General features: G+C 53.6%; 26 protein-coding genes and 1 tRNA gene. 19 read left to right on the forward strand and 8 right to left on the reverse strand.

Annotation, left to right across the window (positions count from 1 at the left end):
• The first annotated feature begins 1 nt into the window (after window position 1).
• Both QMZ65_RS04595 and alaC read left to right on the forward strand, forming a co-directional pair.
• Window positions 2–526, forward strand: a complete 525-nt coding sequence (locus QMZ65_RS04595; RefSeq protein ID WP_283215508.1) for a GNAT family N-acetyltransferase — start codon at window positions 2–4, stop codon at window positions 524–526.
• A gap of 118 nt (window positions 527–644) precedes the next feature.
• Entirely contained in the window at window positions 645–1880 is a 1236-nt protein-coding gene (gene alaC / locus QMZ65_RS04600; RefSeq protein ID WP_038645618.1) for an alanine transaminase, read from the forward strand.
• 40 nt (window positions 1881–1920) lie between these two features.
• Here the strand turns inward: alaC and ypdK are convergent, their stop codons facing one another.
• The 3 genes from ypdK to QMZ65_RS04615 all read right to left on the reverse strand — a co-directional run bounded on the left by ypdK (window position 1921) and on the right by QMZ65_RS04615 (window position 4833).
• Window positions 1921–1995: a membrane protein YpdK gene (gene ypdK, locus QMZ65_RS04605; protein ID WP_100701370.1), complete on the reverse strand. Its 75-nt coding sequence runs from the start codon at window positions 1993–1995 to the stop codon at window positions 1921–1923.
• 202 nt (window positions 1996–2197) lie between these two features.
• The gene (locus tag QMZ65_RS04610; RefSeq protein WP_283215509.1) at window positions 2198–3226 is read right to left on the reverse strand and encodes an HlyD family secretion protein; all 1029 of its coding nucleotides are present in this window, start codon (window positions 3224–3226) and stop codon (window positions 2198–2200) included.
• A 5-nt stretch (window positions 3227–3231) separates the two neighbouring features.
• Window positions 3232–4833: an MFS transporter gene (locus tag QMZ65_RS04615; RefSeq protein ID WP_097116540.1), complete on the reverse strand. Its 1602-nt coding sequence runs from the start codon at window positions 4831–4833 to the stop codon at window positions 3232–3234.
• 150 nt (window positions 4834–4983) lie between these two features.
• Between QMZ65_RS04615 and QMZ65_RS04620 the strand changes: the two genes are divergently transcribed.
• The 4 genes from QMZ65_RS04620 (at window position 4984) to QMZ65_RS04635 (ending at window position 7579) form a co-directional block, all read left to right on the forward strand.
• Window positions 4984–5769, forward strand: coding sequence for an IclR family transcriptional regulator (locus tag QMZ65_RS04620; protein ID WP_034825209.1), 786 nt, complete (start codon window positions 4984–4986; stop codon window positions 5767–5769).
• A gap of 7 nt (window positions 5770–5776) precedes the next feature.
• Window positions 5777–6229 (forward strand): universal stress protein, encoded by a 453-nt coding sequence (locus QMZ65_RS04625; protein WP_283215510.1) that lies wholly within the window; start codon window positions 5777–5779, stop codon window positions 6227–6229.
• 9 nt (window positions 6230–6238) lie between these two features.
• Complete coding sequence (locus tag QMZ65_RS04630) at window positions 6239–7042, forward strand: hypothetical protein (RefSeq protein ID WP_283215511.1); 804 nt, start codon at window positions 6239–6241, stop codon at window positions 7040–7042.
• Window positions 7043–7297: 255 nt separating this feature from the next.
• The gene (locus QMZ65_RS04635) at window positions 7298–7579 is read left to right on the forward strand and encodes a putative periplasmic lipoprotein (RefSeq protein ID WP_283215512.1); all 282 of its coding nucleotides are present in this window, start codon (window positions 7298–7300) and stop codon (window positions 7577–7579) included.
• Between the two features lie 68 nt (window positions 7580–7647).
• On the opposite strand, the gene QMZ65_RS04640 is transcribed toward QMZ65_RS04635, so the two are convergent.
• Both QMZ65_RS04640 and QMZ65_RS04645 read right to left on the reverse strand, forming a co-directional pair.
• Window positions 7648–7797 carry a hypothetical protein gene (locus QMZ65_RS04640; RefSeq protein ID WP_166934934.1) on the reverse strand — a complete coding sequence of 50 codons (150 nt, stop codon included), beginning with the start codon at window positions 7795–7797 and terminating at the stop codon, window positions 7648–7650.
• A gap of 284 nt (window positions 7798–8081) precedes the next feature.
• Window positions 8082–9299 (reverse strand): L-lactate MFS transporter, encoded by a 1218-nt coding sequence (locus QMZ65_RS04645; protein ID WP_034825201.1) that lies wholly within the window; start codon window positions 9297–9299, stop codon window positions 8082–8084.
• A 266-nt stretch (window positions 9300–9565) separates the two neighbouring features.
• Here QMZ65_RS04645 and QMZ65_RS04650 point away from each other — a divergent pair, with 266 nt between their 5' ends.
• The gene (locus QMZ65_RS04650) at window positions 9566–9805 is read left to right on the forward strand and encodes a hypothetical protein (protein WP_034825199.1); all 240 of its coding nucleotides are present in this window, start codon (window positions 9566–9568) and stop codon (window positions 9803–9805) included.
• Window positions 9806–9842: 37 nt separating this feature from the next.
• Here QMZ65_RS04650 and QMZ65_RS04655 read toward each other — a convergent pair whose 3' ends face one another.
• Window positions 9843–10742 carry a DMT family transporter gene (locus QMZ65_RS04655; RefSeq protein WP_283215513.1) on the reverse strand — a complete coding sequence of 300 codons (900 nt, stop codon included), beginning with the start codon at window positions 10740–10742 and terminating at the stop codon, window positions 9843–9845.
• 182 nt (window positions 10743–10924) lie between these two features.
• Between QMZ65_RS04655 and QMZ65_RS04660 the strand changes: the two genes are divergently transcribed.
• The 3 genes from QMZ65_RS04660 (at window position 10925) to QMZ65_RS04670 (ending at window position 12685) form a co-directional block, all read left to right on the forward strand.
• Window positions 10925–11800 (forward strand): helix-turn-helix domain-containing protein, encoded by an 876-nt coding sequence (locus tag QMZ65_RS04660; protein WP_097116541.1) that lies wholly within the window; start codon window positions 10925–10927, stop codon window positions 11798–11800.
• Between the two features lie 172 nt (window positions 11801–11972).
• Window positions 11973–12245 (forward strand): hypothetical protein, encoded by a 273-nt coding sequence (locus QMZ65_RS04665; RefSeq protein ID WP_097116542.1) that lies wholly within the window; start codon window positions 11973–11975, stop codon window positions 12243–12245.
• Between the two features lie 161 nt (window positions 12246–12406).
• Window positions 12407–12685, forward strand: a complete 279-nt coding sequence (locus tag QMZ65_RS04670; protein ID WP_283215514.1) for a hypothetical protein — start codon at window positions 12407–12409, stop codon at window positions 12683–12685.
• A gap of 119 nt (window positions 12686–12804) precedes the next feature.
• On the opposite strand, the gene QMZ65_RS04675 is transcribed toward QMZ65_RS04670, so the two are convergent.
• Both QMZ65_RS04675 and QMZ65_RS04680 read right to left on the reverse strand, forming a co-directional pair.
• Window positions 12805–12879, reverse strand: a tRNA-Arg gene (locus QMZ65_RS04675).
• 86 nt (window positions 12880–12965) lie between these two features.
• Window positions 12966–13886, reverse strand: coding sequence for a formate/nitrite transporter family protein (locus QMZ65_RS04680; protein WP_097116544.1), 921 nt, complete (start codon window positions 13884–13886; stop codon window positions 12966–12968).
• Window positions 13887–14130: 244 nt separating this feature from the next.
• Between QMZ65_RS04680 and ccmA the strand changes: the two genes are divergently transcribed.
• From ccmA to ccmI, 9 genes are read left to right on the forward strand one after another with little or no spacing between them, the layout of a single operon-like run.
• Window positions 14131–14745 carry a cytochrome c biogenesis heme-transporting ATPase CcmA gene (gene ccmA, locus QMZ65_RS04685; protein ID WP_097116545.1) on the forward strand — a complete coding sequence of 205 codons (615 nt, stop codon included), beginning with the start codon at window positions 14131–14133 and terminating at the stop codon, window positions 14743–14745.
• Window positions 14745–15404 carry a heme exporter protein CcmB gene (ccmB, locus tag QMZ65_RS04690; RefSeq protein WP_038649973.1) on the forward strand — a complete coding sequence of 220 codons (660 nt, stop codon included), beginning with the start codon at window positions 14745–14747 and terminating at the stop codon, window positions 15402–15404. The genes ccmA and ccmB overlap by 1 nt, the downstream gene beginning before the upstream one ends.
• 57 nt (window positions 15405–15461) lie before the next feature.
• Window positions 15462–16202 (forward strand): heme ABC transporter permease, encoded by a 741-nt coding sequence (locus QMZ65_RS04695; RefSeq protein ID WP_034825278.1) that lies wholly within the window; start codon window positions 15462–15464, stop codon window positions 16200–16202.
• Window positions 16199–16432 (forward strand): heme exporter protein CcmD, encoded by a 234-nt coding sequence (ccmD, locus tag QMZ65_RS04700; RefSeq protein WP_034825187.1) that lies wholly within the window; start codon window positions 16199–16201, stop codon window positions 16430–16432. The genes QMZ65_RS04695 and ccmD overlap by 4 nt, the downstream gene beginning before the upstream one ends.
• Window positions 16429–16914, forward strand: a complete 486-nt coding sequence (gene ccmE / locus QMZ65_RS04705) for a cytochrome c maturation protein CcmE (RefSeq protein WP_034825185.1) — start codon at window positions 16429–16431, stop codon at window positions 16912–16914. The genes ccmD and ccmE overlap by 4 nt, the downstream gene beginning before the upstream one ends.
• Window positions 16911–18869: a heme lyase CcmF/NrfE family subunit gene (locus QMZ65_RS04710; RefSeq protein WP_045831554.1), complete on the forward strand. Its 1959-nt coding sequence runs from the start codon at window positions 16911–16913 to the stop codon at window positions 18867–18869. The genes ccmE and QMZ65_RS04710 overlap by 4 nt, the downstream gene beginning before the upstream one ends.
• On the forward strand, window positions 18866–19423 hold the full coding sequence (locus QMZ65_RS04715; RefSeq protein ID WP_038645648.1) for a DsbE family thiol:disulfide interchange protein: 558 nt from the start codon (window positions 18866–18868) through the stop codon (window positions 19421–19423). The genes QMZ65_RS04710 and QMZ65_RS04715 overlap by 4 nt, the downstream gene beginning before the upstream one ends.
• Window positions 19420–19875, forward strand: coding sequence for a cytochrome c-type biogenesis protein (locus tag QMZ65_RS04720; RefSeq protein ID WP_034825179.1), 456 nt, complete (start codon window positions 19420–19422; stop codon window positions 19873–19875). Before QMZ65_RS04715 ends, QMZ65_RS04720 begins: the two co-directional genes overlap by 4 nt.
• Window positions 19875–21086 (forward strand): c-type cytochrome biogenesis protein CcmI, encoded by a 1212-nt coding sequence (ccmI, locus tag QMZ65_RS04725; protein WP_097116547.1) that lies wholly within the window; start codon window positions 19875–19877, stop codon window positions 21084–21086. Before QMZ65_RS04720 ends, ccmI begins: the two co-directional genes overlap by 1 nt.
• The last annotated feature ends 17 nt before the right edge of the window (window positions 21087–21103 follow it).

The following is a 21103-nucleotide window of genomic DNA, read 5'->3' on the forward strand; positions in this document are numbered from 1 at the left end:
AATGCAACTTCTTACCCCTCGCTTGTCCCTGACACGCTTACAACCCGAAGACTGGCAAATCTTCAAAGCCGTACACGAAGATCCCGGCACCATGACCTGGGTCAGTGAAATCCCTGACGAAAACGACATACGCCAGCGCTTCATCGAACGCCTCGCGCCCTGGCAAGTCACCAGCTTCCACATGCTGTGCCTGGTGGCACGCCTGCGCGAAACCAATGAACCTATCGGCCTGTTTGGATGCAGTGCCGAATGGCAGCCTTATCGGCAAGCTGAGGTCGGCTACATGCTCTGCCATCGCTTCACCGGAAACGGCTATGGCAGTGAAGCGCTCAAGGCACTGTGCGACTTCTTGCTACAGGCAGAATTTCATAAACTCAAAGCGCTGGTCATAGAGGGGAATTGGCCGTCCCGACGCATTCTGGAAAAGAATGGTTTCACACTTGAGGGCACTCTACGGGATAATTATCTGCTAAACGACCAATGGGTAAACGATTGGGTGCTGGGTCGCCTGAATCCGCAACATTAAAAAAATATTCTGTTGCTCTCGACAATTCTGTTATCAGCGCGTTATGTTCTTACCTCGGTCACCGCAGTGACCAGCGTCGCTCGGACGGTCCGGGCGCCTACGTAAACCAGAGGACATCATGGCTGATAACAGCACACCCCGTCGTTTCTCGCGTATTGAACGCCTTCCCCCGTATGTATTCAACATCACCGCTGAATTGAAGATGGCTGCGCGTCGGCGCGGCGAAGACATCATCGATTTCTCAATGGGGAATCCGGATGGACCCACGCCGCCACACATCGTGGAAAAACTCTGTCAGGTAGCGCAACGCGAAGATACGCACGGTTACTCCACCTCGAAAGGCATTCCTCGCCTGCGTCGCGCCATCTCGCGCTGGTACGCAGATCGCTATCAGGTGGAGATCGATCCCGAATCAGAAGCCATTGTCACCATCGGTTCCAAAGAAGGGCTGGCGCACCTGATGCTGGCGACGCTCGACCATGGCGACACCGTCCTGGTGCCCAATCCTAGCTACCCGATTCACATCTACGGCGCGGTGATCGCCGGTGCGCAAGTGCGTTCCGTACCCTTGGTGGCAGGCGTTGACTTCTTCAACGAGTTGGAACGCGCTATCCGCGAAAGTTATCCGAAACCGAAGATGATGATCCTCGGCTTCCCTTCGAATCCCACTTCACAGTGCGTCGAACTCGACTTCTTCGAACGTGTGATTGCGCTGGCGAAACAGTACAACGTGCTGGTCATCCACGACCTTGCCTACGCCGACATCACCTATGATGGCTGGAAAGCGCCGTCGATCATGCAGGTGCCGGGTGCGCGCGACGTAGCGGTGGAATTCTTCACCCTGTCGAAAAGCTACAATATGGCAGGCTGGCGTATCGGCTTTATGGTGGGTAACAAAGAATTGGTATCCGCGCTGGCGCGTATCAAAAGCTACCACGATTACGGCACCTTCACCCCGCTGCAGGTCGCGGCGATTGCCGCACTCGAAGGCGATCAGCAATGCGTGCGTGATATCGCCGAGCAGTATAAACGCCGTCGCGATGTGCTGGTGAAAGGGCTGCATGAAGCGGGCTGGATGGTCGATCTGCCAAAAGCCTCAATGTACGTCTGGGCGAAAATCCCCGATCACTACGCGCATCTCGGTTCGCTGGAGTTTGCCAAACTGCTGCTGCAGGAAGCCAAAGTGTGCGTCTCACCGGGCATCGGCTTTGGTGACTACGGTGACACTCATGTGCGATTTGCTCTGATTGAAAACAGCGATCGTATTCGTCAGGCGGTACGTGGCATTAAAGCGATGTTCCGTGCGGATGGTATATTGCCGGGAACGGTAAAAGCGCTGGAAGAAGAAGAGTAAAACTAAGAAGGGCGACTTTGGTCGCCCCGCCTGGCAGGATTTATTTGAGCATCAGCACGAAGGTGCCTACCCAGATTAACAGGAAGAAAGAAACTCCCATCAAAGCATATCTCACAAAACGACTCCTCTGAGCGGTTACCATGCTGGTGATCCCAATCCAGCGTAACCCGAACAGAATAAGAGAAAGGTGAAGTTCATAACCGCTGCACGCTTTCTTCTCAGGTGGTTCCAAGCGAACTCAGAACAGGATCGAGCGCTAATTTACGCGCAATCGATCCGAAAATAAATAGGCCAGTTCTGAGAGATTGCTCACATTTTCATCGGGCGTCAATTTCCGGTATCGCGGACATGCCCACACGCAGTTGCGCCAAATCGGGTTGGTTGGCATCCAGCACAATTTTCACCGGTAAACGCTGCACCACCTTGGTGTAATTACCGGTGGCATTGTCCGGTGAAATGGCGGAGAAGGTCGCGCCCGTCGCCGGTGCAATGCTGTCAACATGACCGGTAAAGGTCTTGCCAGGCAGCGCATCGACTCTCACCACCGCTCTCTGTCCCGGCTGCACATCGGCCAGCTGAGTTTCGAGATAGTTGGCGGTGATATAGGTTTGCTGCAAGGGCACCACCGCCAGCAAACGCGTTCCGGCGCTAACGTAAGCGCCCAATCGCACCGAACGCTGACCCACCATACCGTCTACCGGTGCCACAATCCGCGTATAAGAGAGATTCAACTTCGCCTGATCCACGCTGGCCTGCGCTGCTGTCACATCGGCCTCTGCCTGACGCACGGCCGCTTGTAACACACCAACCTGTTTCATCGATGCAGCCAGTGCAGCTTCACTCTGGCGCACAGCAGCAGACGCTGAACGTTGGGTTGAACTGGCTTTCTGCTGCTCATCTGCGGCAATGGTGCCGCTTTTATACAGCTGGTAATAACGCGCCGCACTCTGTCCCGCGTATTGCGCAGACGCCTGGCTCGCCGCCAGGGTCGCTTTGGCTTCCTCAATGGTTGATTGCTGCTGCTCCAGTTGAGCCTGGCTGCTCAGGCGTTTGGCATCGCTGACCTGCAAATTCGCCTGCGCCGTTTCCAGCGCCACGCGGTAATCGCGATCGTCAAGCGTGGCTAGCAGTTCGCCCGCTTTTACTCGCTGGTTATCCTGCACATTCACACTGGCGATATAGCCGGACACCTTCGGCGCCACCAGGGTGTAATCCGCATTTACATAGGCATCATCAGTGCGATGATCGTTGCCGGTCATTGATGACCAGACAAAAAAGGCCATGGCCAGCAACACGATTAATAGGGCACTCAACAGCACCGTTCTTTTCAAGGCAAAAGCTTGCATATCAGTTATCTCGACGTCGTCGTAACAGGTTGAATCAGGGTTTGTGGCGGCCAGACACGTTTTGGCAACCAGGCAGTCAGTAGTAAAAGCAGGGCGGCGAAACCAATCAGCATTTGGTAGCAGTCACTCAGGCTGAGCACCATCGCCTGATGCTTCAGCAGTGTCGCGAAACCGCTCAGGTTCTCTGCGCTACTGGCGCTGCCATCCGGTAATAAAGGAAAGCTGCTGCTGGATTGGGCGCTGCTGGGCGCGGTCATCAGCCAGGGGCGACTGGCGGCATTGCCCACCAGCACGCTGGAGTGAAACTGTTCCCGGTGGCTGATAAACCATTCCACCAGGGTGCTGGCGGCAATGCTGGAGAAACCGCGCACCGTATTGAACATCGCGGAGGCAAATGGGCCTTCCGGTGGCGCAACCACGCTGGTGGCGCTCATCAACACCGGCAGAATCACCATCGGTTGACCGAAAGCCTGCAAAATTTGGATGACCCAGAAATTCTGTCGCGCCCAGTCACTGGTAATGTTCATGCCCATCAGGCAGGAGATCACCAGCAGCGTCACGCCAGCAGTTAGCATCCAGCGGCAATCAATCCAGCGGATATTGAGCAGTGCTGCCACCAGTGGGGCGATCAGTAATTGCGGCAAGCCGATGGTTAACGCCAGCGGCGCGAATTGCAGTGTGCGAAAACCTTCTACCTGGCCAAGATAGGCGGAGGGCAGCGCGGATCCGGAAAGCGACAGAATCAACACGCCCGCCAGCGCCAGCAAACCGTGTGCGAGATTGTGACGGCGCAGCATCTGCAATTTGAACAGCGGCAACGGGTGAAACCATTCATTAATAAAGAACACAGTCAGCAATGCCAGCGCGCTCAATAATAGCGCCGCAAACAGCGGTGAACTGAGCCAGTCAAGGCGTTCCCCTTGCGTCAGCGCCAGAATCAGCAGCGCCATGCCTGAGCAACCGGTCAGCATGCCGAACAGGTCTATCTGCTTAAAACGCTCGAAGCGCAGCGGGTCTTGCGGTAAGCCCCAGCCAATCAACAGCATGGCGATCAGCATTGACGGGATAACTTGCCAAAACACGAACATCCAGCTCACTTCATCGGTCCAGAAAGCGGCGAGCGTGGCGGCGAGATTGGGTCCAAAGGTGGCGGTTAGCGCGTAGGCACCAAGGCCATAAAGTTTGATCGGCGGCGGCAGAAAACGCAGTGCCACGGTCATCAGTAACGGTGGCAATGCACCGCCAAACAGACCCTGAATCAGGCGCAGCGCAATAAACAGCGTGGCGTTCGGCATTAAAGGCAGCAGCAAACCGCACAGCATAAAGCCAGCGGAAACCGTCAGAGCAAAACGACGCAGGGAAAAGGTCACGGCAAACCACGGCGCGATCATCATCGCGGCCACTTCTGCCGCCTGATAAGCGGAAATGATCCAGCTGCCTTGATCGTAGCTAATGCCGATGGCGGCACGGATATCCGCCAACGCAATATCCGTCACGCGGTCATTTAATCCGGAGGTGAGCGCAGCAATCAGCACGCCAACCAATCCCAGCGCCAGGCGCAGGGTAAACGGATGGGGAGCCGGAGCCGCAACAGGCTGGGCGTTCATAACAGGTGTCTCGTTTTATTATTGATGCAGTGTATTGCGATGTGATACATGTCGCATCTTACATCTCGGTATGATGTATTGCAATGTGATACAGGGTGTAAAAGTGCGGTCATTCGCGCTAAAGTAGGGCAGGCCAAAAAGGAACGCACAATGGTTGAACTTCCCTCAAGCCGTGAGGATGAAAAAGCGGGTGGCATTCAGGTCATCGCGCGTGCGGCAAAAATTCTGAATGCGCTGGGTGAACATCCGGGCGGCATGAGTCTGGGCGAAATTGCGCAGGTGGTTGATCTGCCACGTTCAACGGTACAGCGTATTATCGCCGCGCTGGATAGCGCGCAACTGGTGCGCAGCAGCGGGGCGGGCGGGCTTCGTCTGGGACCGGCACTGCTCAAGCTGATCTCCAGCGTGCACAGTGATGTGGTCGAAATCGTCCGTCCGTTTCTGGAACAACTCTCAGCCGACATCAACGAAACCGTTTCGCTGGCACGCGCCAGTGGCACGCAGTTAGCGATTGTTCACTATGTGGTGGCATCCCGGGAATTGCGCGTGGTGCCACGCATCGGTTTGAATCTCCCGCTCTACAGCACTTCAGGCGGTCGTGCACTGCTGGCACTGGAAAGTGATGAAGATGTGCGCGTGATGGTCGGCGAAGCGTATAAAGAGTTGACCGAAATGACGGTGAAAACTTTGCCACAACTGCTGGAGCTGATTGCTGAGGTGCGTAACAGCGGTCTGGCCATTGATCGTGGCGAAACGCTTGAAGGAATTTCCACCATGGCGGTGGCGATTGACACGCTATTCGGTCGCTTCTCCATTTCGCTGCTGGTGCCGACGGCGCGTTTTCATAAACAGGAAGCGCGTTATCGTGATGAAATCATGAAATGCAAAGAGGCGCTGATTCGCGAAATTGGCAAAATGACCGCTGTGGAAGGATAACCAACTGATGAAAACCTTGCTGATGGCCATTGATAATTCACCGGTGGCAGAAAAAGTCATCGCGATAACCATTGAACAAGCCCTGGCGCAACAGGCTCAGGTCACGGTGTTGTGCTGTGTTGATCCCGCTTATTCATCCTGCAATCAGCCGATCGAAATCGATGCGGGCGAAGATCCAGATGATTTCGTCGCGGCAAAAGATGAACAAAATACCGCTGAAATGGTGGTGCGTCACGCGCTGGCCCCGCTACTGCGTGCCGGTGTGGCTGCCAAAGGTTTGATTCTGGCCGGTGAAGCCGCGGAAACCATTGTGGCGCAGTCCAATGCACTGAAGGCCAGCATGATCATCATCGGTCGCCGTCATCTTTCTCCTTTTAATCGCTTACTTAAAGGTTCGGTGAGTGCGGCTGTGATTGAGCGCGCCAACTGCCCGGTTCTGATTGACGTTCGCAAGGATTAATCACGCTCCATGTTTTCCCTCTTACCTATCACGCTGGCGGCGTTTGCGCTGCTGGCGGTGATTATCATCGTTCTGATCCGCACCACGGCACTCCGCTTATGGCAGGGGTTAGTGCTGTTTTTACTGCCGTTAATCCTGGCGAACATGCTGTGGTTTAGCTGGTTACATCCACGTCAGGAGCGACAGGCGCTGGAAAGCGAGGTGGCAAATCAGTTAAGCCTCGCACCCGGCTATCGTCAGCTCAAAACACAGGAGCCGGCGCTATGGCAAATGCTTAATCGCGAGTTACTGCACAAGCGTATGGAAGGCGTGCCTGCTGACCAGGCGCTGGGCGAGTTACGTGGATGGCTGATGGATCTGGTTAATCAGCGTATGGCGCGTGCAGACGACGAAACGCTGCTCAATTATTTGCGTGTGTCAGTGCAGGAGATGCAGGCACTGCAGCAGCCGGAGCCACAACGCTGCTTCCGCTTCCTGTACCCGCAGGTGAATGGCGGCATCAATCTGCAACAAGCGCTGTCACCGGAGTTGTACCAACGTGATGCCCTGGCTTTAGATATGCTCTTGAAAAACAGCACAGGCGAAGAGCGACCGATCGATCAGCAGGGCGCACAACGTGATTTGCAGAGCGTCGTGGAGAAACTTTACGGCAAGTGGGGTGATAAACTTCAGCAACTCAACATGCCTGCTGATACTGCCGTTGATCGCAGCGCCATGTGTGCCATGTCGATTGATCTTTACAGCGGCATTCTCGCATTGCCTGCCAAACAGTCCGCCAACCTTTTGCGTAAGATGGTCAGCCTTACCGGTTAGGTTTACGCGTAAAAAAAAGCCCGCTCAGCGCGGGCATAAAGGTCACTTTCCGTTTTTTTTCTCGTGTCACCTGGTGTGGTGCAGACTTCGTGCTGTCTGAAAGCATCATGGCATCGGTTAAGTGATATGAAAAACCGTTTGGTTTTATTGATTTGATTGGTAAAAACTTTTTAAGAATGACTATTTCGCGCCAGTTTCCTATAGATGCGTGCGGCATTGGCATTTAGACTGCTTCGCCTGGAAGAGGACACCCTAATGAAAAAAATGCTTATTAGCGCACTCGTGCTTTTTATGCTGGCCGGTTGTAGTGTCAGCAAACCCGGTGGATTTGAACGTGTCGATGAAGATAAAAGCTCAAATACCGTGCAATATCGTTATGACCCGCAAACGTTGAATAAAGATGCGATGGAAGTCGATCTGGCGAATTATTGTAACCAGCGTGGATTTGATAAAGTGGAATCGCTGCCGGCACAGGACAGCCATCTGCCCGGATTAAAGAAAGCCTGGTATCAATGTAATTACGCGGTAAAAAGCTAAAAGAAAGGGCGGGATAAATTCCCGCCCTTTTTGTTTTTTTTATTATGTGCTGTGTGTGCTTTGCCCAATTACCAATGGCGACCATGATAACCATGGTCATGATGCCAGCCGCCACCGTGGCCCCAGCCCGGTCCGCGACCATATCCGTCATGAACGATACAACCACTCAACATCGTCATAATGGCAACAACCGAAGCCGCTTTAATAAGTGTTTTCATGGAGAGTCCTCCTCTTTTCCAATGAAGCCAGATTACCGGGGAAAAGTGGAGTGAAGATGCAGTAAATGTAGAGTTATTTCTGGATCTATTACCAGATATGTCAATTTAAAGCTAAAAACGTCAAGGCGGGAAATAAACCAATCAGATAAAACCGAATGCCTGATGATAATAACGCGAATAGTCTGAAATGCAATCCTAAATAACAGCCGTTCTCAACTCTTAAAACATTACGCAGAAAAGATGGAGAAAATAGATGCCGCACAGTGATGCGGCATCTGTTGAGATTAATTATGCAGCAAAGGTTCAGTCACGTTTTGACGATTTGGCAGACGGATGCTGAGCGACAACACCAGTGAAATCACCAGCAGTGTCATGATCAAGCTGAAGGTCACGGTAAAACCACCAAACACGGAAGCCACCAGTGAACCCATCACGCTGCCGATACCGAATCCCAGGTAAATCAGCCCGTAATTTTTCGTCAGATTATTAAGACCAAAGAAATCGCTGACCAGGGAAGGGAACACGGTGATGGTGCCACCAAAGCTAAAGGCAACACAGGCCAGTGACAGGAAGAAGGTGGTTTCATTCATCCGGGTAAACAACAAAATGCTCATGCCCACCAGTGAAACGATCTGTGCCAGTGAAATGACGCGAATACGTGCCATTTTATCGGAGAGTACGCCGAGAATAAGACGGCCACTCAGGTTAGCAATCGCGATGACAGTCACGGCATTAGCAGCGGTTTGCGTGGTCAAATGGACCATCCCTTCGCCGATGTCTTTCGCCACGCCAATCACATACAGTCCGCTCATGCAGGCAGTGAGGAACATCAGTGCCAGCATCCAGTACTGTGGCAAGCGTACGGATTGCGCCAGCGTGTAATCTTTTTCCAGCACTTTCGCGTTACCGCTGCTTTGCTGGATAGGGGCATCACGCATCATCAGCGCACCCACAATGATCATACTCATCGCCAGCACACCCCAAATCATAAAGGTGTTCTCCAGACCGTAAGTGCTGAGCAGCGCGCCACAGATAAATTTGAAGCCGAGGCTACCTAAACCGTAAGCACCAATCGAGCAGGCGGAGATTAATCCTTTGCGCTCCGGGAACCACTTCACGCAGTTTGACAGCGTCATCAGGTATCCTGCGCCATCCGCTAAACCGACCAGGATGCCGGCGCTGAGATACAGCATCATCAGGTTATCGGCATGAGCGGTCAGCCAAAAGCCAATCGCCATTAAAATCCCGGCGCCGATGGTGACGTTACGCACACCAAAGCGCTCCTGTAATTTTCCCGCCAGTGACGATGCAATCGCCAGGCCCAGGCTGAGTAAACCAAACGAGAAGGCAACCTGACTGATTGGCGCATCAAGCTTATGCGCCAACTGGCCGTTAAACAGGCTCCAGGTGTAAACCGAACCCAGTGCAAACTGAGTGATGATGGTGCCGATAAGGGTAAGCATGCGGGTGCGCTGCAACTGCGCGGATAGTTCTGTTTTCATTTTTATCTCTCCCCTCAGGGAATGCGGAATCTGCAGCGATAATAGGCAGCTTACGCGCGCGTGGGGCGAAGCAGGGCATCAAGAGACAGGATGAAGGAATGAAATGCAGTAATACGGGTATGAATGGCATTGGGTCACAGTGATGTCAATTTAAGCGTAGCGGTTGCCATGGGTAAGCATGTGTAACCGGGTGTTATAAGCGTACCGATTTCGCTGCAAGATGACAGTTTTTTGCCAGGCTTAAGATTCACTCAATAGGAGGAAATATGACAGACCGAGCATATGAATCCGCGTCAAGCGAGGATGAAGTTTGCTGCATCATCGGTCAGGCGGTGATCGAGTTAAGCGATGAGCATCAGCCTGTGAATAAATCCACGCTGTCGCTGAAATTACTGGCTATGGCCGATCGCGACAGAGATGATGAACGCGTTCTGCTTTACTGGATTGCCAGAAAAGCCATCAATAAACCTCACCAGCTCAATATCGGCGTTCAGGGCTGGCGCTAGAGGACCAAAGAGCGGGCGCAATGCCCGCTCTCGCTATTCATGCCAGGCGTAATTTGCGTGCCGTGGGCCAGCGCACAAACATCACCATATTCCCCATCAGAATCATCGACAGACCCACGATGGCATTGCTGTGCCACTGATATCCCTCATAAATGGTCGACAACATCAGTGCCACCAATGGGAAAAGCAGTGTGCAGTAGGCGGCCTGGCTGGCTCCGATACGGCCGACAAGCGTGAAATAAGCGCCAAATCCCAGCACAGAGCCAAAAATGGCCAGATAACTCATCGAACCAAGCCACTGCAAATTCAGCGCAGGCGCTAATGAATCGCCATTCAATAGTGCGATGATTGCCATAACAATTGCACCATATAACATGGCATAGCTGTTGGTGGTCAGCACATCACGTTGACGGCGCTGATGGCGAGTCGAAATCATGTTACCCAAAGAGAATCCAAGCGTGCCCAACGCGCTCAGCCCAACGCCCCACAGCAGTTGCGGAGCCGGGTGTGCTGCCTGAATGTCATTCCAGAACAAGGCAACAATTCCCCCCAAACCAAGCACGGCCGCGGGCAACAGGCGAAACGGTGGGCGCTGACGGAAAAAGATCCAGCTGTTGAGCGCGTTATACAGCACGGCCATGGAGAAGATGACCGATTCCAGGCCACTGCTGATCCACGCTGCCGCATGATAGAAACAAACGAAGTTGAAGCCAAATACGCAACAGCCTTGCATTAAGCAGAAAAGGTGATCCTGCTTATCCAGCGAGCGCAGACGTTTAATCAGTTTCAGGATCACCAGCATCAGTATTGAGGCCAGCAAAAAGCGCCAGAATACTGCTACCAGAACCGGCGTGTTAGCCGCTTCTTGTTGCAGGAATATCGCAATCCAGGTCGTGCCCCAAATCAACACCACCGCAAGGTACAACATAATGTTCATCGCATTCTCTCCAGCAAAATCATTGCCTGAAGTGTGACGATCATGATGGCCATCTGCTTGCACGCGGTTGCGCGCGAATTGCAAAATCTTGCGCTTTTTACACGGATGTCCCGCGTTGGCCTGTTTTCTGGCCGTGGAGATCCGTAAACTGTGCGTTATTAACTTGTGAGTGGATGCCTTTGATGCCCGATTATCAAACCTTCGACATGCTGCAGCGCCATAAAGCGCAATTGCGCGATAGCGTGCAGCTTTCGGGTGGCATCAAGTTGGCGGCCTGGTTTAATAGTGGCGATCGTGTCACTAATCTTAGCGATCACCATACGCTCAGCCTGTATACCGCTGATGGCTATGACACCTGGCATAAAACTCAGCATGGTTGGCGCAACGGCGGTGGTCCGGATCGCTTCTGCCTGATGCCTTCTGGTATTGAATCCACCTGGGATTTACGCGCCGATTTGTCGTTCGTACATCTCTACTGTACTGACGAGCACTTGCGTCATCTTGGCGAACAAATTTGGGATCGCAGCCCCGCCCAACTTAACCTGCATGAAAAGATCTTTGCCGACGACGATCGCATCACGCAACTTTATCGCCATTTCCTGCTGAGCGTTGACTGGCAGCAACCCGCCAATCAATTGATGCTGAGCAGTGCCTCAACGTTGTTAATGACGCATCTTTTGCAGCGCTACAGTGAAGTGCAGTGGCAGGCGCCACAGGTGCGCGGCGGATTAGCCCCCGCGGTATTGCGGCGCGTGTTGGCTTTTATTGATGCACAGTTGGATCAGCCGTTGACGCTGGCGCAATTAGCTGCGGAAGCTTCATTGAGTGAGTATCACTTTGCTCGCATGTTCCGCAGCAGCGTGGGCGAAGCGCCACATCAGTTCGTGATGCGTCGTCGTATGGATACCGCACTGCAACTGCTAAAGTTCAGCGCTCTGCCGTTAACTGAGATCGCGCTGCGTTGCGGTTTCCACTCTTCCAGTCACTTCAGTAACCGTTTCCGCCAGTTGCATGGTGTCACCCCTTCCGCATGGCGCCAAAACGCGCACCAGCTTTGATTCCGCTGTAATTACCTGAAACAGCCAGTTTCTACCTTCGAGAAACGTATCAGATTCATTCACTCTCATGCTAATTGTGATGAACTTTTCTTAGCCTTAGATACAATGCCATCCATTAACATGTTGTTTTTGATGTAATAATTACATGTTTAACTTATGCGGAGTGGTAACGATGGAAATGCGCGTTTCAAAGCTTGAAGCCGATGTATTTGAAATGAAGGCAGATATTAAAACGTTGAAAACCGATATGGAAACGGTGAAAACCGACCTGGCGGTGATCAAGTCTGACTACGTAACGAAAGCCGATTTACATCAGGAAATCGCTGAAACTCATGTAGAGATCGCCAAAATTCACATAGAGATGACCAAACAAACCAAATGGATCCTGGGTGGAATAATGAGCGCAGCTGGACTCAGCTTAGGTATAGCGCGCTGGCTGTTTTGAGGGATTAGACCTAAAGCCAATATGAGGGAATGATGAACACTGCAAGCTGCACTTCGTCACATCCAACGTCCATTCAGATTCGCATGTTTACCAGGAGTAGATTTCTGCCTGGGGATGGCATTGCTTATGATCAGAATTATAGTTACCAGGCTGGAGGAAACATGCTTGAAGTGCGCGTTGTAAAACTTGAATCTGACGTCAGTCATATTAGACGTGACGTTGAAGAGCTAAAGGCCGATGTAAAATCAATCGATAGAAACATGGCTGCCGTGCTTGAAAAACTAGAAGGTCTCAAAGAGTCACTCGCTAAAAAGCCTTTGACAGATGCAGTTGATAAAAAGATCTCTGAAGCGAAGTTGGCTGTTTTATTCGGTGTTCCAGCCTTAATCGCTATTGGCACTTCGGCCTACAAGTTGATAGCGCATTTCTATTTCTCATGAAGACCCGTAGCCGTCTTGGTTTAGTTAAACCCACCGCCACTCATCGAAAATCTTTGCGTGCCAATGATTCGGCGATTGCCTGATATAAAGGGGGATGAGGAGGGCAGCGAACGGCTATATGGTGTCCCCTGCAGGAATCGAACCTGCAACTAGCCCTTAGGAGGGGCTCGTTATATCCATTTAACTAAGGAGACGCGGCGCGCAGTATAGCGTACCGACCAGCAGAATTTAACCGTGTAAATCCTGTTTGCTCAATCTATCAACAATGTCGTGCCACAGATCACTGTTGTTTCTTCTGCGCTTTCTCTTTGCGCTTCTGTTCCGCCTTCGCTTTGGCCTTCGCCGCCTCGCTCATATCGTTGCGAATTTGTGCGTGGCTTATCAGTGCAAAAATCAACGTGCCGCCGGTGATATTTCCCAGCAGGGTAGGCAGCGCAAACGGCCAGAGAAACTCCTGCCAGGGCAGTGTGCCGGCAAACACCAGATACAGCACTTCTACTGAACCCACCACGATATGGGCCAAATCTCCAAGCGCCACCAGCCAGGTCATCATCACGATCACCACGATTTTGGCTGCTCCCGCGTAAGGGAACATCCAGACCATGGTGGCGATAATCCAACCTGAAATCACGGCATTGGCAAACATTTCGCTGGGGGAGTTGTCCATCACCTTTTCGCTGATCACGGTGAAGGCCTGGCGAGTTGCCTCGTCAAAAATCGGCATATGATTAAACGCCAATGCGCCGAGCGCCGTACCGATCAAATTTCCTGCCAGCACTATGACCCACAGACGAAATAACAGCATAAAATTACCGCCGGTGGGTTTGTGCATCACCGGTAATACGGCGGTAACCGTGTTCTCAGTGAACAGTTGCTGGCGCGCCATAATGACGATGACAAAGCCGAAGGTATAACCCAGATTCTCCAGCAGGAAACCGCCTGGCACATCGGCCAAATGCACATGGAAAATCCCTTTGGCCATCAGCGAAGCGCTCATGGAGAGCCCCGCAGCCACGGCAGACCATAATAAGGCCATGCCGTCGCGCTCTAGCTCTTTCTCGCCATCCTGGCGGATCTCTTCATGAATGGCAGCAGCCCGTGAGGGCAGGGCATCTTCATCCACTTCTATCTCTTTCCCCTGGTCCTTTTCGTCGCTCTCGACATCATTGTCATGTTCTGAAATGGATGGTGATTGCTTCATGTTTTCCCCTGGTGATAATGCTAACGCGTAATAAGCGTAGACGGTTTTATCAAGAGCGAAATGTTACGAAGATTCAATTTAAGAGTAACAAGATTTTAACTGAGGCGATTTTTTGCGCAATTCCTTGATCTGATGCGCACGAATACCCCCTTTGGGGGAAGTGAGAGCTACCTCACAGACTTCGGCCCACAGATTCATTGTGGTATTATCCCCGCCTTATTTCACAGCTGCGATTCCCTCTTTCATGCTCGAAGTCATTAATCTCTCATGCGTTCGTGATGAGCGAACCCTGTTTCATGGTCTGAGCTTCCAGGTGCAACCGGGTGACATTGTGCAAATTGAAGGCCCTAACGGGGCAGGAAAAACCTCACTGCTGCGTCTGCTGGCTGGATTAAGCCGGGCAGAAGAGGGCGAGGTGATGTGGCAATCGCAGCCGATTCGTCAGCAGCGCGAAATATGGCATCAAAACTTGCTCTATCTTGGCCATCATCCTGGTGTGAAGTCGGTACTCTCACCTCTGGAAAACCTGCATTTCTGGCACGGCGATCGTGATGAAGAAGTGATTTTCGACGCGCTGGAGCAGGTGAACTTGCTGGGATATGAAGAGGTGCCGGTTGCGCAGTTGTCCGCAGGGCAGCAACGGCGTGTAGCCCTGGCTCGCCTGTGGCTCAGCCCGGCAAAAATCTGGATTCTGGATGAACCGCTCACGGCCATTGATAAAGGCGGCGTGGAAAAATTAATGGCGCGTTTCGCTGAACATGCCGATAACGGAGGCGCAGTGATTTTGACTACCCATCAGGATTTGCCTGATGAGAGTGAACGCGTGCGCAAAATCCGCCTCATCTCGGAGTGGGTTTGATGTTAGGTCGCGTGATTCAGCGTGAGTTGAAAATTGCATTTCGCAGCGGTGCCGAGGTGATTAACCCGCTGTGGTTTTTCCTGATTGTTATCACGCTGTTTCCGTTAGGTATCGGGCCGGATCCTCAGCAACTGGCGCGCATTGCGCCAGGCGTGGCGTGGGTTGCGGCATTGTTAGCCTCACTGCTGGCGCTTGAACGACTGTTCCGTGATGATTTTCTGGATGGTTCGCTGGAGCAACTACTTTTGCTACCGACACCGTTGCCCGTCACGGTGCTGGGAAAAGTGATTGCTCACTGGCTGATTACGGGCTTGCCACTGATTTTACTGTCGCCTCTGGCGGCACTCCTGCTGTCACTGGATTTTGCTGGCTGGCGCGCGATGGCGCTGACGCTTTTACTCGGCACGCCAACCTTGAGTTTTCTTGGTGCGATTGGCACCGGTCTGACCGTTGGGCTGCGGCGTGGCGGCGTACTTCTGAGTTTACTGGTATTGCCGTTGTCGATACCTGTTCTGATCTTTGCCAGCGCGGCCATCGATGCCGCCGGTCAGGGATTGCCGATCGGAGGCTATCTGGCAATTCTTGGCGCGATGCTGGCAGTGAGCGCAACACTTTCGCCGTTCGCAACTGCCGCGGCTTTGCGCATTAGTCTGCATTAATCCGTGCTGCCCCAGAGCCGCCGGTATCCGAATTCTTTTTTATTGTGAGCTATGCAAATGTGGAAATGGTTACACCAGTGGGCAAAGCCTGAGCGGCTTTACCAGCTATGCGGTCGCTTAATTCCGTGGTTCGCCGTGCTTGGCGTGGCAACGCTGCTGCTTGGTTGGGTGTGGGGCTTCGGCTTTGCACCGGCCGATTATCAGCAAGGCAACAGCTTCCGTATTATGTACATTCACGTGCCAGCCGCGATGTGGTCAATGGGCGTTTACGCATCCATGGCGATTGCCGCGTTTATCGGCCTGGTGTGGCAGATGAAGATGGCGGATCTGGTTTCGGCAGCGATGGCGCCTATTGGTGCGGTGTTTACTTTTATCGCGTTAGTGACGGGTTCCGCCTGGGGCAAACCGATGTGGGGCACCTGGTGGATTTGGGATGCGCGCCTAACCTCGGAACTGGTGCTGCTGTTCATCTATATGGGCGTGATTGCGCTCTATCACTCGTTTGAGGATCGTCGCACCGCCGGTCGTGCCGCAGGCATTCTGATTCTGGTGGGCGTGGTTAACTTGCCCATCATCCACTTCTCGGTACAGTGGTGGAACACCCTGCATCAGGGATCGTCAGGCATTTTGCAGCAGGCAATTGCGCCGAGTATGCGGACGCCGCTGCGTTGGGCCATTCTCGGTTATCTGCTGGTGTTTGGCGCGCTGACGCTAATGCGCCTGCGTAACCTGATCCTGTTCAGCGAGCGCCATCGTCCATGGGCGATCGATGTGGCTCAGGGAGGGCGCAAAGCATGACACCGGCTTTCTCATCATGGAGCGACTTCTTCGCCATGGGCGGCTATGCCTTCTATGTCTGGCTCGCCGTCATCCTCACGTTAATCCCTTTATTCGGTCTGGTGCTGCATACCCTGTTGTTCCGCCGCCGTTTGCTGGCAGAAATTCGCCAGCGTCAATCCAGGGAGCGCCGCATTCGCGCGGCCAAGTCGAAAAAAGCTGCCAGTGAAGCAGCAGGAGAAACCGTGTGAATATCCGTCGTCGTAACCGCCTGTATGTGGTGGTCGCGATTTTGGTCGGCTTAGGCCTGGCCACATCGCTGGTGATGTATGCGCTGCGTTCCAACATTGACCTGTTTTACACCCCGAGTGAAATTCTGTACGGCAAAGGTGAAGCGCATCAGATGCCGGAAACCGGGCAACGTCTGCGCGTCGGCGGCATGGTGATGCCGGGCAGCGTGAAGCGCGATCCGAAAACGCTGGCTGTCTCTTTCAAGCTGTATGACGCCAACGGCGTGATCAGCGTAAGTTACGAAGGCATCTTGCCGGATCTGTTCCGTGAAGGGCAGGGCGTGGTGGCGCAGGGCGTGCTGGAAAGCGGCAACCTGGTCAATGCCAAAGAAGTGCTGGCAAAACATGACGAAAAATACACCCCGCCAGAAATTGAAGATGCGATGAAGAAAAACCACACAGGACCTGCAGCGACTTATCAGCAGGCAGGTGCTCAATCATGATGCCGGAAATTGGCAGCTTTCTACTTTGCCTGGCGCTGGGACTCGCGCTGCTATTAAGTATTTATCCGTTGTGGGGCGCAACCCGTCAGGATGCACGTTTGATGGCGATGGCACGTCCGCTGGCGTGGGGCATGTTCGCCTGTATCGTTGCCGCCTTCGTGGTGCTGGTACATGCGTTTATCGTTAACGATTTCAGCGTGGCCTATGTCGCCACCAACTCCAACACCCTACTGCCGGTTTACTACCGCATCGCGGCCACCTGGGGCGCGCATGAAGGTTCACTGCTGCTGTGGGTGCTGTTGCTCAGCACCTGGACGGTAGCCGTCGCGATTTTCAGTCGCGGCATGCCGCAGGATGCACTGGCGCGCGTGTTGTCAGTCATGGGGATGATCAATCTCGGCTTCCTGCTGTTTATTACGCTCACCTCGAATCCGTTTACCCGAACCCTGCCGAACTTCCCGGTTGATGGCAGCGACCTCAATCCGATGCTGCAGGATATCGGGCTGATTTTCCATCCGCCTCTGCTTTACATGGGGTATGTCGGTTTCTCGGTGGCATTTGCGTTTGCAATTGCGTCATTGATGGCAGGGCGCCTCGATACCGCATGGGCGCGCTGGTCACGCCCGTGGACCACCGCAGCCTGGGTTTTCCTGACCATTGGTATCGTGCTCGGTTCTGCGTGGGCCTATTACGAACTGGGCTGGGGCGGCTGGTGGTTCTGGGATCCGGTCGAGAATGCTTCGTTCATGCCATGGCTGGCCGGTACGGCGTTGATGCACTCGCTAGCGGTGACAGAAAAACGTGGTAGCTTCAAATCCTGGACGGTGCTGCTGGCGATCACGGCATTCTCATTAAGCCTGCTGGGCACTTTCCTGGTGCGTTCAGGCGTGCTGGTGTCAGTGCACTCATTTGCTTCCGATCCGGCGCGCGGCATGTTCATTCTCGCCTTCCTGGTGATCGTGATTGGTAGCTCGCTGCTACTTTATGCCATCAAAGGTGGCAAGGTGCGCAGCCGCGTGCAGAGCGAAGCCTGGTCACGCGAATCCTTCCTGTTGGGTAATAATGTGCTGTTAATTGCGGCCATGCTGGTGGTGCTGCTGGGCACGTTGTTGCCGTTAGTCCATAAGCAGCTTGGACTGGGCAGTATTTCTGTCGGCGAACCCTTCTTCAACACCATGTTTACCTGGTTGATGGCACCATTCGCTCTGATGCTTGGCATTGGGCCGCTGGTGCGCTGGCGTCGCGATGAGCCGCAGAAGTTGTGGAAACGCCTGGGTGTCGGTTTGCTGGTCACACTGATCTTGTCGATCGCGCTGCCGTGGCTGCTGCAGGACCGCATTGAAGCGATGACAGTGATTGGCTTGCTGATGGCGATCTGGGTGATTCTGCTGACGCTGATGGAACTGCACGAGCGCGCTACCCATCGCCACAGCTTCTTCAAAGGTCTGCGTCATTTAACCCGCAGCCATTGGGGCATGGTGCTGGGTCATTTAGGCGTTGCCGTAACAGTGGTGGGTATTGCTTTTAGCACTCAGTACAGCGTTGAGCGCGATGTGCGCATGAAGTCAGGCGATACCGTGGATATCCACAACTATCACTTCATTTTCCGCGACGTACACAATTTGCAGGGACCGAACTACAGCGGCGGTGTCGCCATTATCGATGTGACGCGTGACGGAAAATTTGAAGCGGTACTGCATGCTGAAAAACGGTTCTATACCGCAGCCCGTACCATGATGACCGAAGCGGCAATCAGCGGTGGTTTCACTCGCGATCTCTACGCGGCATTGGGCGAAGAGCTGGATGACGGTTCCTGGGCGGTGCGCATCTATTACAAACCGTTCGTGCGCTGGATTTGGTTCGGCGGCGTGTTTATGGCGGTCGGCGGCCTATTGTGCCTGCTGGACCCACGTTATCGTTCGCGCAAAAAAGCGCAACAGGAGGAGCTGGCATGAGCAAGAAAATCCTGTTCATCCCGTTAGTGCTGTTTCTGCTGCTGGCGGCCGCGCTGTTGTGGCAGTTGTCTCGCAACGCTAATGGGGATGATCCCACGCGTCTGGAATCGGCGCTGATTGGTAAGCCGGTACCGGTTTTCAAACTGGAAGCGCTCGATAAGCCGGGCAAAATCTACGATCAGCAAGTTCTGACCGACGGCAAACCGATCCTGCTCAATGTCTGGGCCACCTGGTGCCCGACATGCCGTGCTGAGCATCAGTATCTCAACACGCTGGCCGAGAAGGGCATTCGCGTCGTCGGGCTGAACTACAAAGATGATCGCACCAAAGCGGTCACCTGGTTGAACACGTTGGGCAACCCTTACGCGCTCAGCCTGTATGACGGTGACGGCATGTTAGGGCTGGACCTCGGCGTCTATGGTGCACCCGAAACCTTCCTGATCGACGGCCATGGCATTATTCGTTATCGCCACGCGGGCGATATGAATGACCGCGTGTGGAACGAAGAGGTGAAACCGTTGTGGGACAAATACAGTAAAGGGGCGGGCGCGTGAAACGGCTTCTTTTGTTAATCGCGGGCATTCTGCTCAGCACCAGCCTGTGGGCTGCCATTGATACTTACCAGTTCGATTCGGTACAGCAGGAAGAGCAGTACCGCGATCTCACCGGTTCACTGCGTTGCCCTAAGTGTCAGAACAACAGCATTGCCGACTCCAATGCGATGATTGCCGCGGACATGCGTCTGAAAGTGTATGAGCTGATGAAGCAGGGCCAAAGTCGCCAGCAGATCATCGATTACATGGTGGCGCGCTACGGCAACTTCGTCACCTATGAACCACCGGTTACCCCTTCAACGCTGATTTTGTGGGTGGGGCCGGCGCTGTTTGTGGTGCTGGGCGGCTTGATTATTATTCTGCGCAATCGCCGGGGGAAAACCCGTAGCGATCTCGACGACGATGAACAACAGCGCCTTGCGGCGATTCTTAAGCGTGACGGGAAGCCGTAATGACTGGATTCTGGATTACCCTGATTATTTTGCTGGTGGCGGCCTCGGCGCTGTTTCTCAGTGCAGGCTGGCGTCAACGTCAAGCCACTAGCGGCGATCGCGATCGTCTGAATACCGATTTCTACCAGCAGCGCCTGCGCGAATTAGCGCGTGATGAAGAGGAAGGCGTGGTTGCCGAGCGCCCGGAGATGGTGCGTGAACTGCAACAAACGCTGCTCACCGATGTGCCGAACGAGCACGCCGCGCGCATCCATAGCAGTAGCCGTTGGGTGCTATTGCCGGGACTGATTGTATTGTTGCTGGTGTCGGTTGGCTTTTACCTGAAGACAGGTGGACTGGCGCAACTGGCCGGTTGGGTTAGCGTGCAGCAGGAATACCCCCAGTTGCGCGCCCGTGTGATGGATCCCAAAGCGGCGCCCTTAACCATGGAAGAGTTGGCTCGCCTACAATTAGGGTTGCGCACCGCTCTGCAAGACGATCCGCAAAACCTCAATGACTGGACGATGCTGGGCCGCCTTGGCATGGTGCTGAATAACGCGACGAATGCCAGCCAGGCCTTCCAGCGCGCATTGCAACTGGCACCTGATAATCTGGAACTGCAGCAGGATTATGCCGAAGTCCTGACGCGCTCCAGCGATCCGCAGGACAACCGCCAGGCCAATGTGATGCTGAAAGATCTGCTAAAACGCGATCATAGCAATGTGCGCACCCTGAGCTTGTTGGCATTTAATGCTTTTGAGCAGCAGCAATATGATCAAGCGATTGGTGCCTGGCAGGTGATGCTGAAGCTTCTGCCCGCGGGTGACAAGCGCATTACCATGATAGAGCGCAGCATTGAACAAGCGAAAACTGATGCGGGACAGCAAAATAGTCACCTGGCATTGACGGTGAGTTTAACTCCGCAGGCAGAAAAAATGTTACCGCAAGGCGGAGTGTTGTATATTTCTGTGTCTGACGGTGTTTCACCGGTGCCTGTGGCTGTGAAGCGTTTACCGCTGAGCCATTTCCCGTTATCGCTCACGCTGGATGACAGCAACGCCATGATGCCCGATCGCCTGCTTTCGGCGCAGCATCAGGTGCAGGTCAGGGTGCGTATATCGCGCGATGGTAGCGCCAATCCTCAGTCGGGAGACTGGTTTGGCTTAAGCGCGATCACCCCCTGGGATGGTCATCAGCAACTGGCTGTTGAGATTAATCAACAGCAGCCCTGAAGCGATACATTATTCAA

It is taken from the genome of Pantoea sp. EABMAA-21 (assembly GCF_030053335.1).
Lineage (GTDB): Bacteria > Pseudomonadota > Gammaproteobacteria > Enterobacterales > Enterobacteriaceae > Pantoea > Pantoea communis.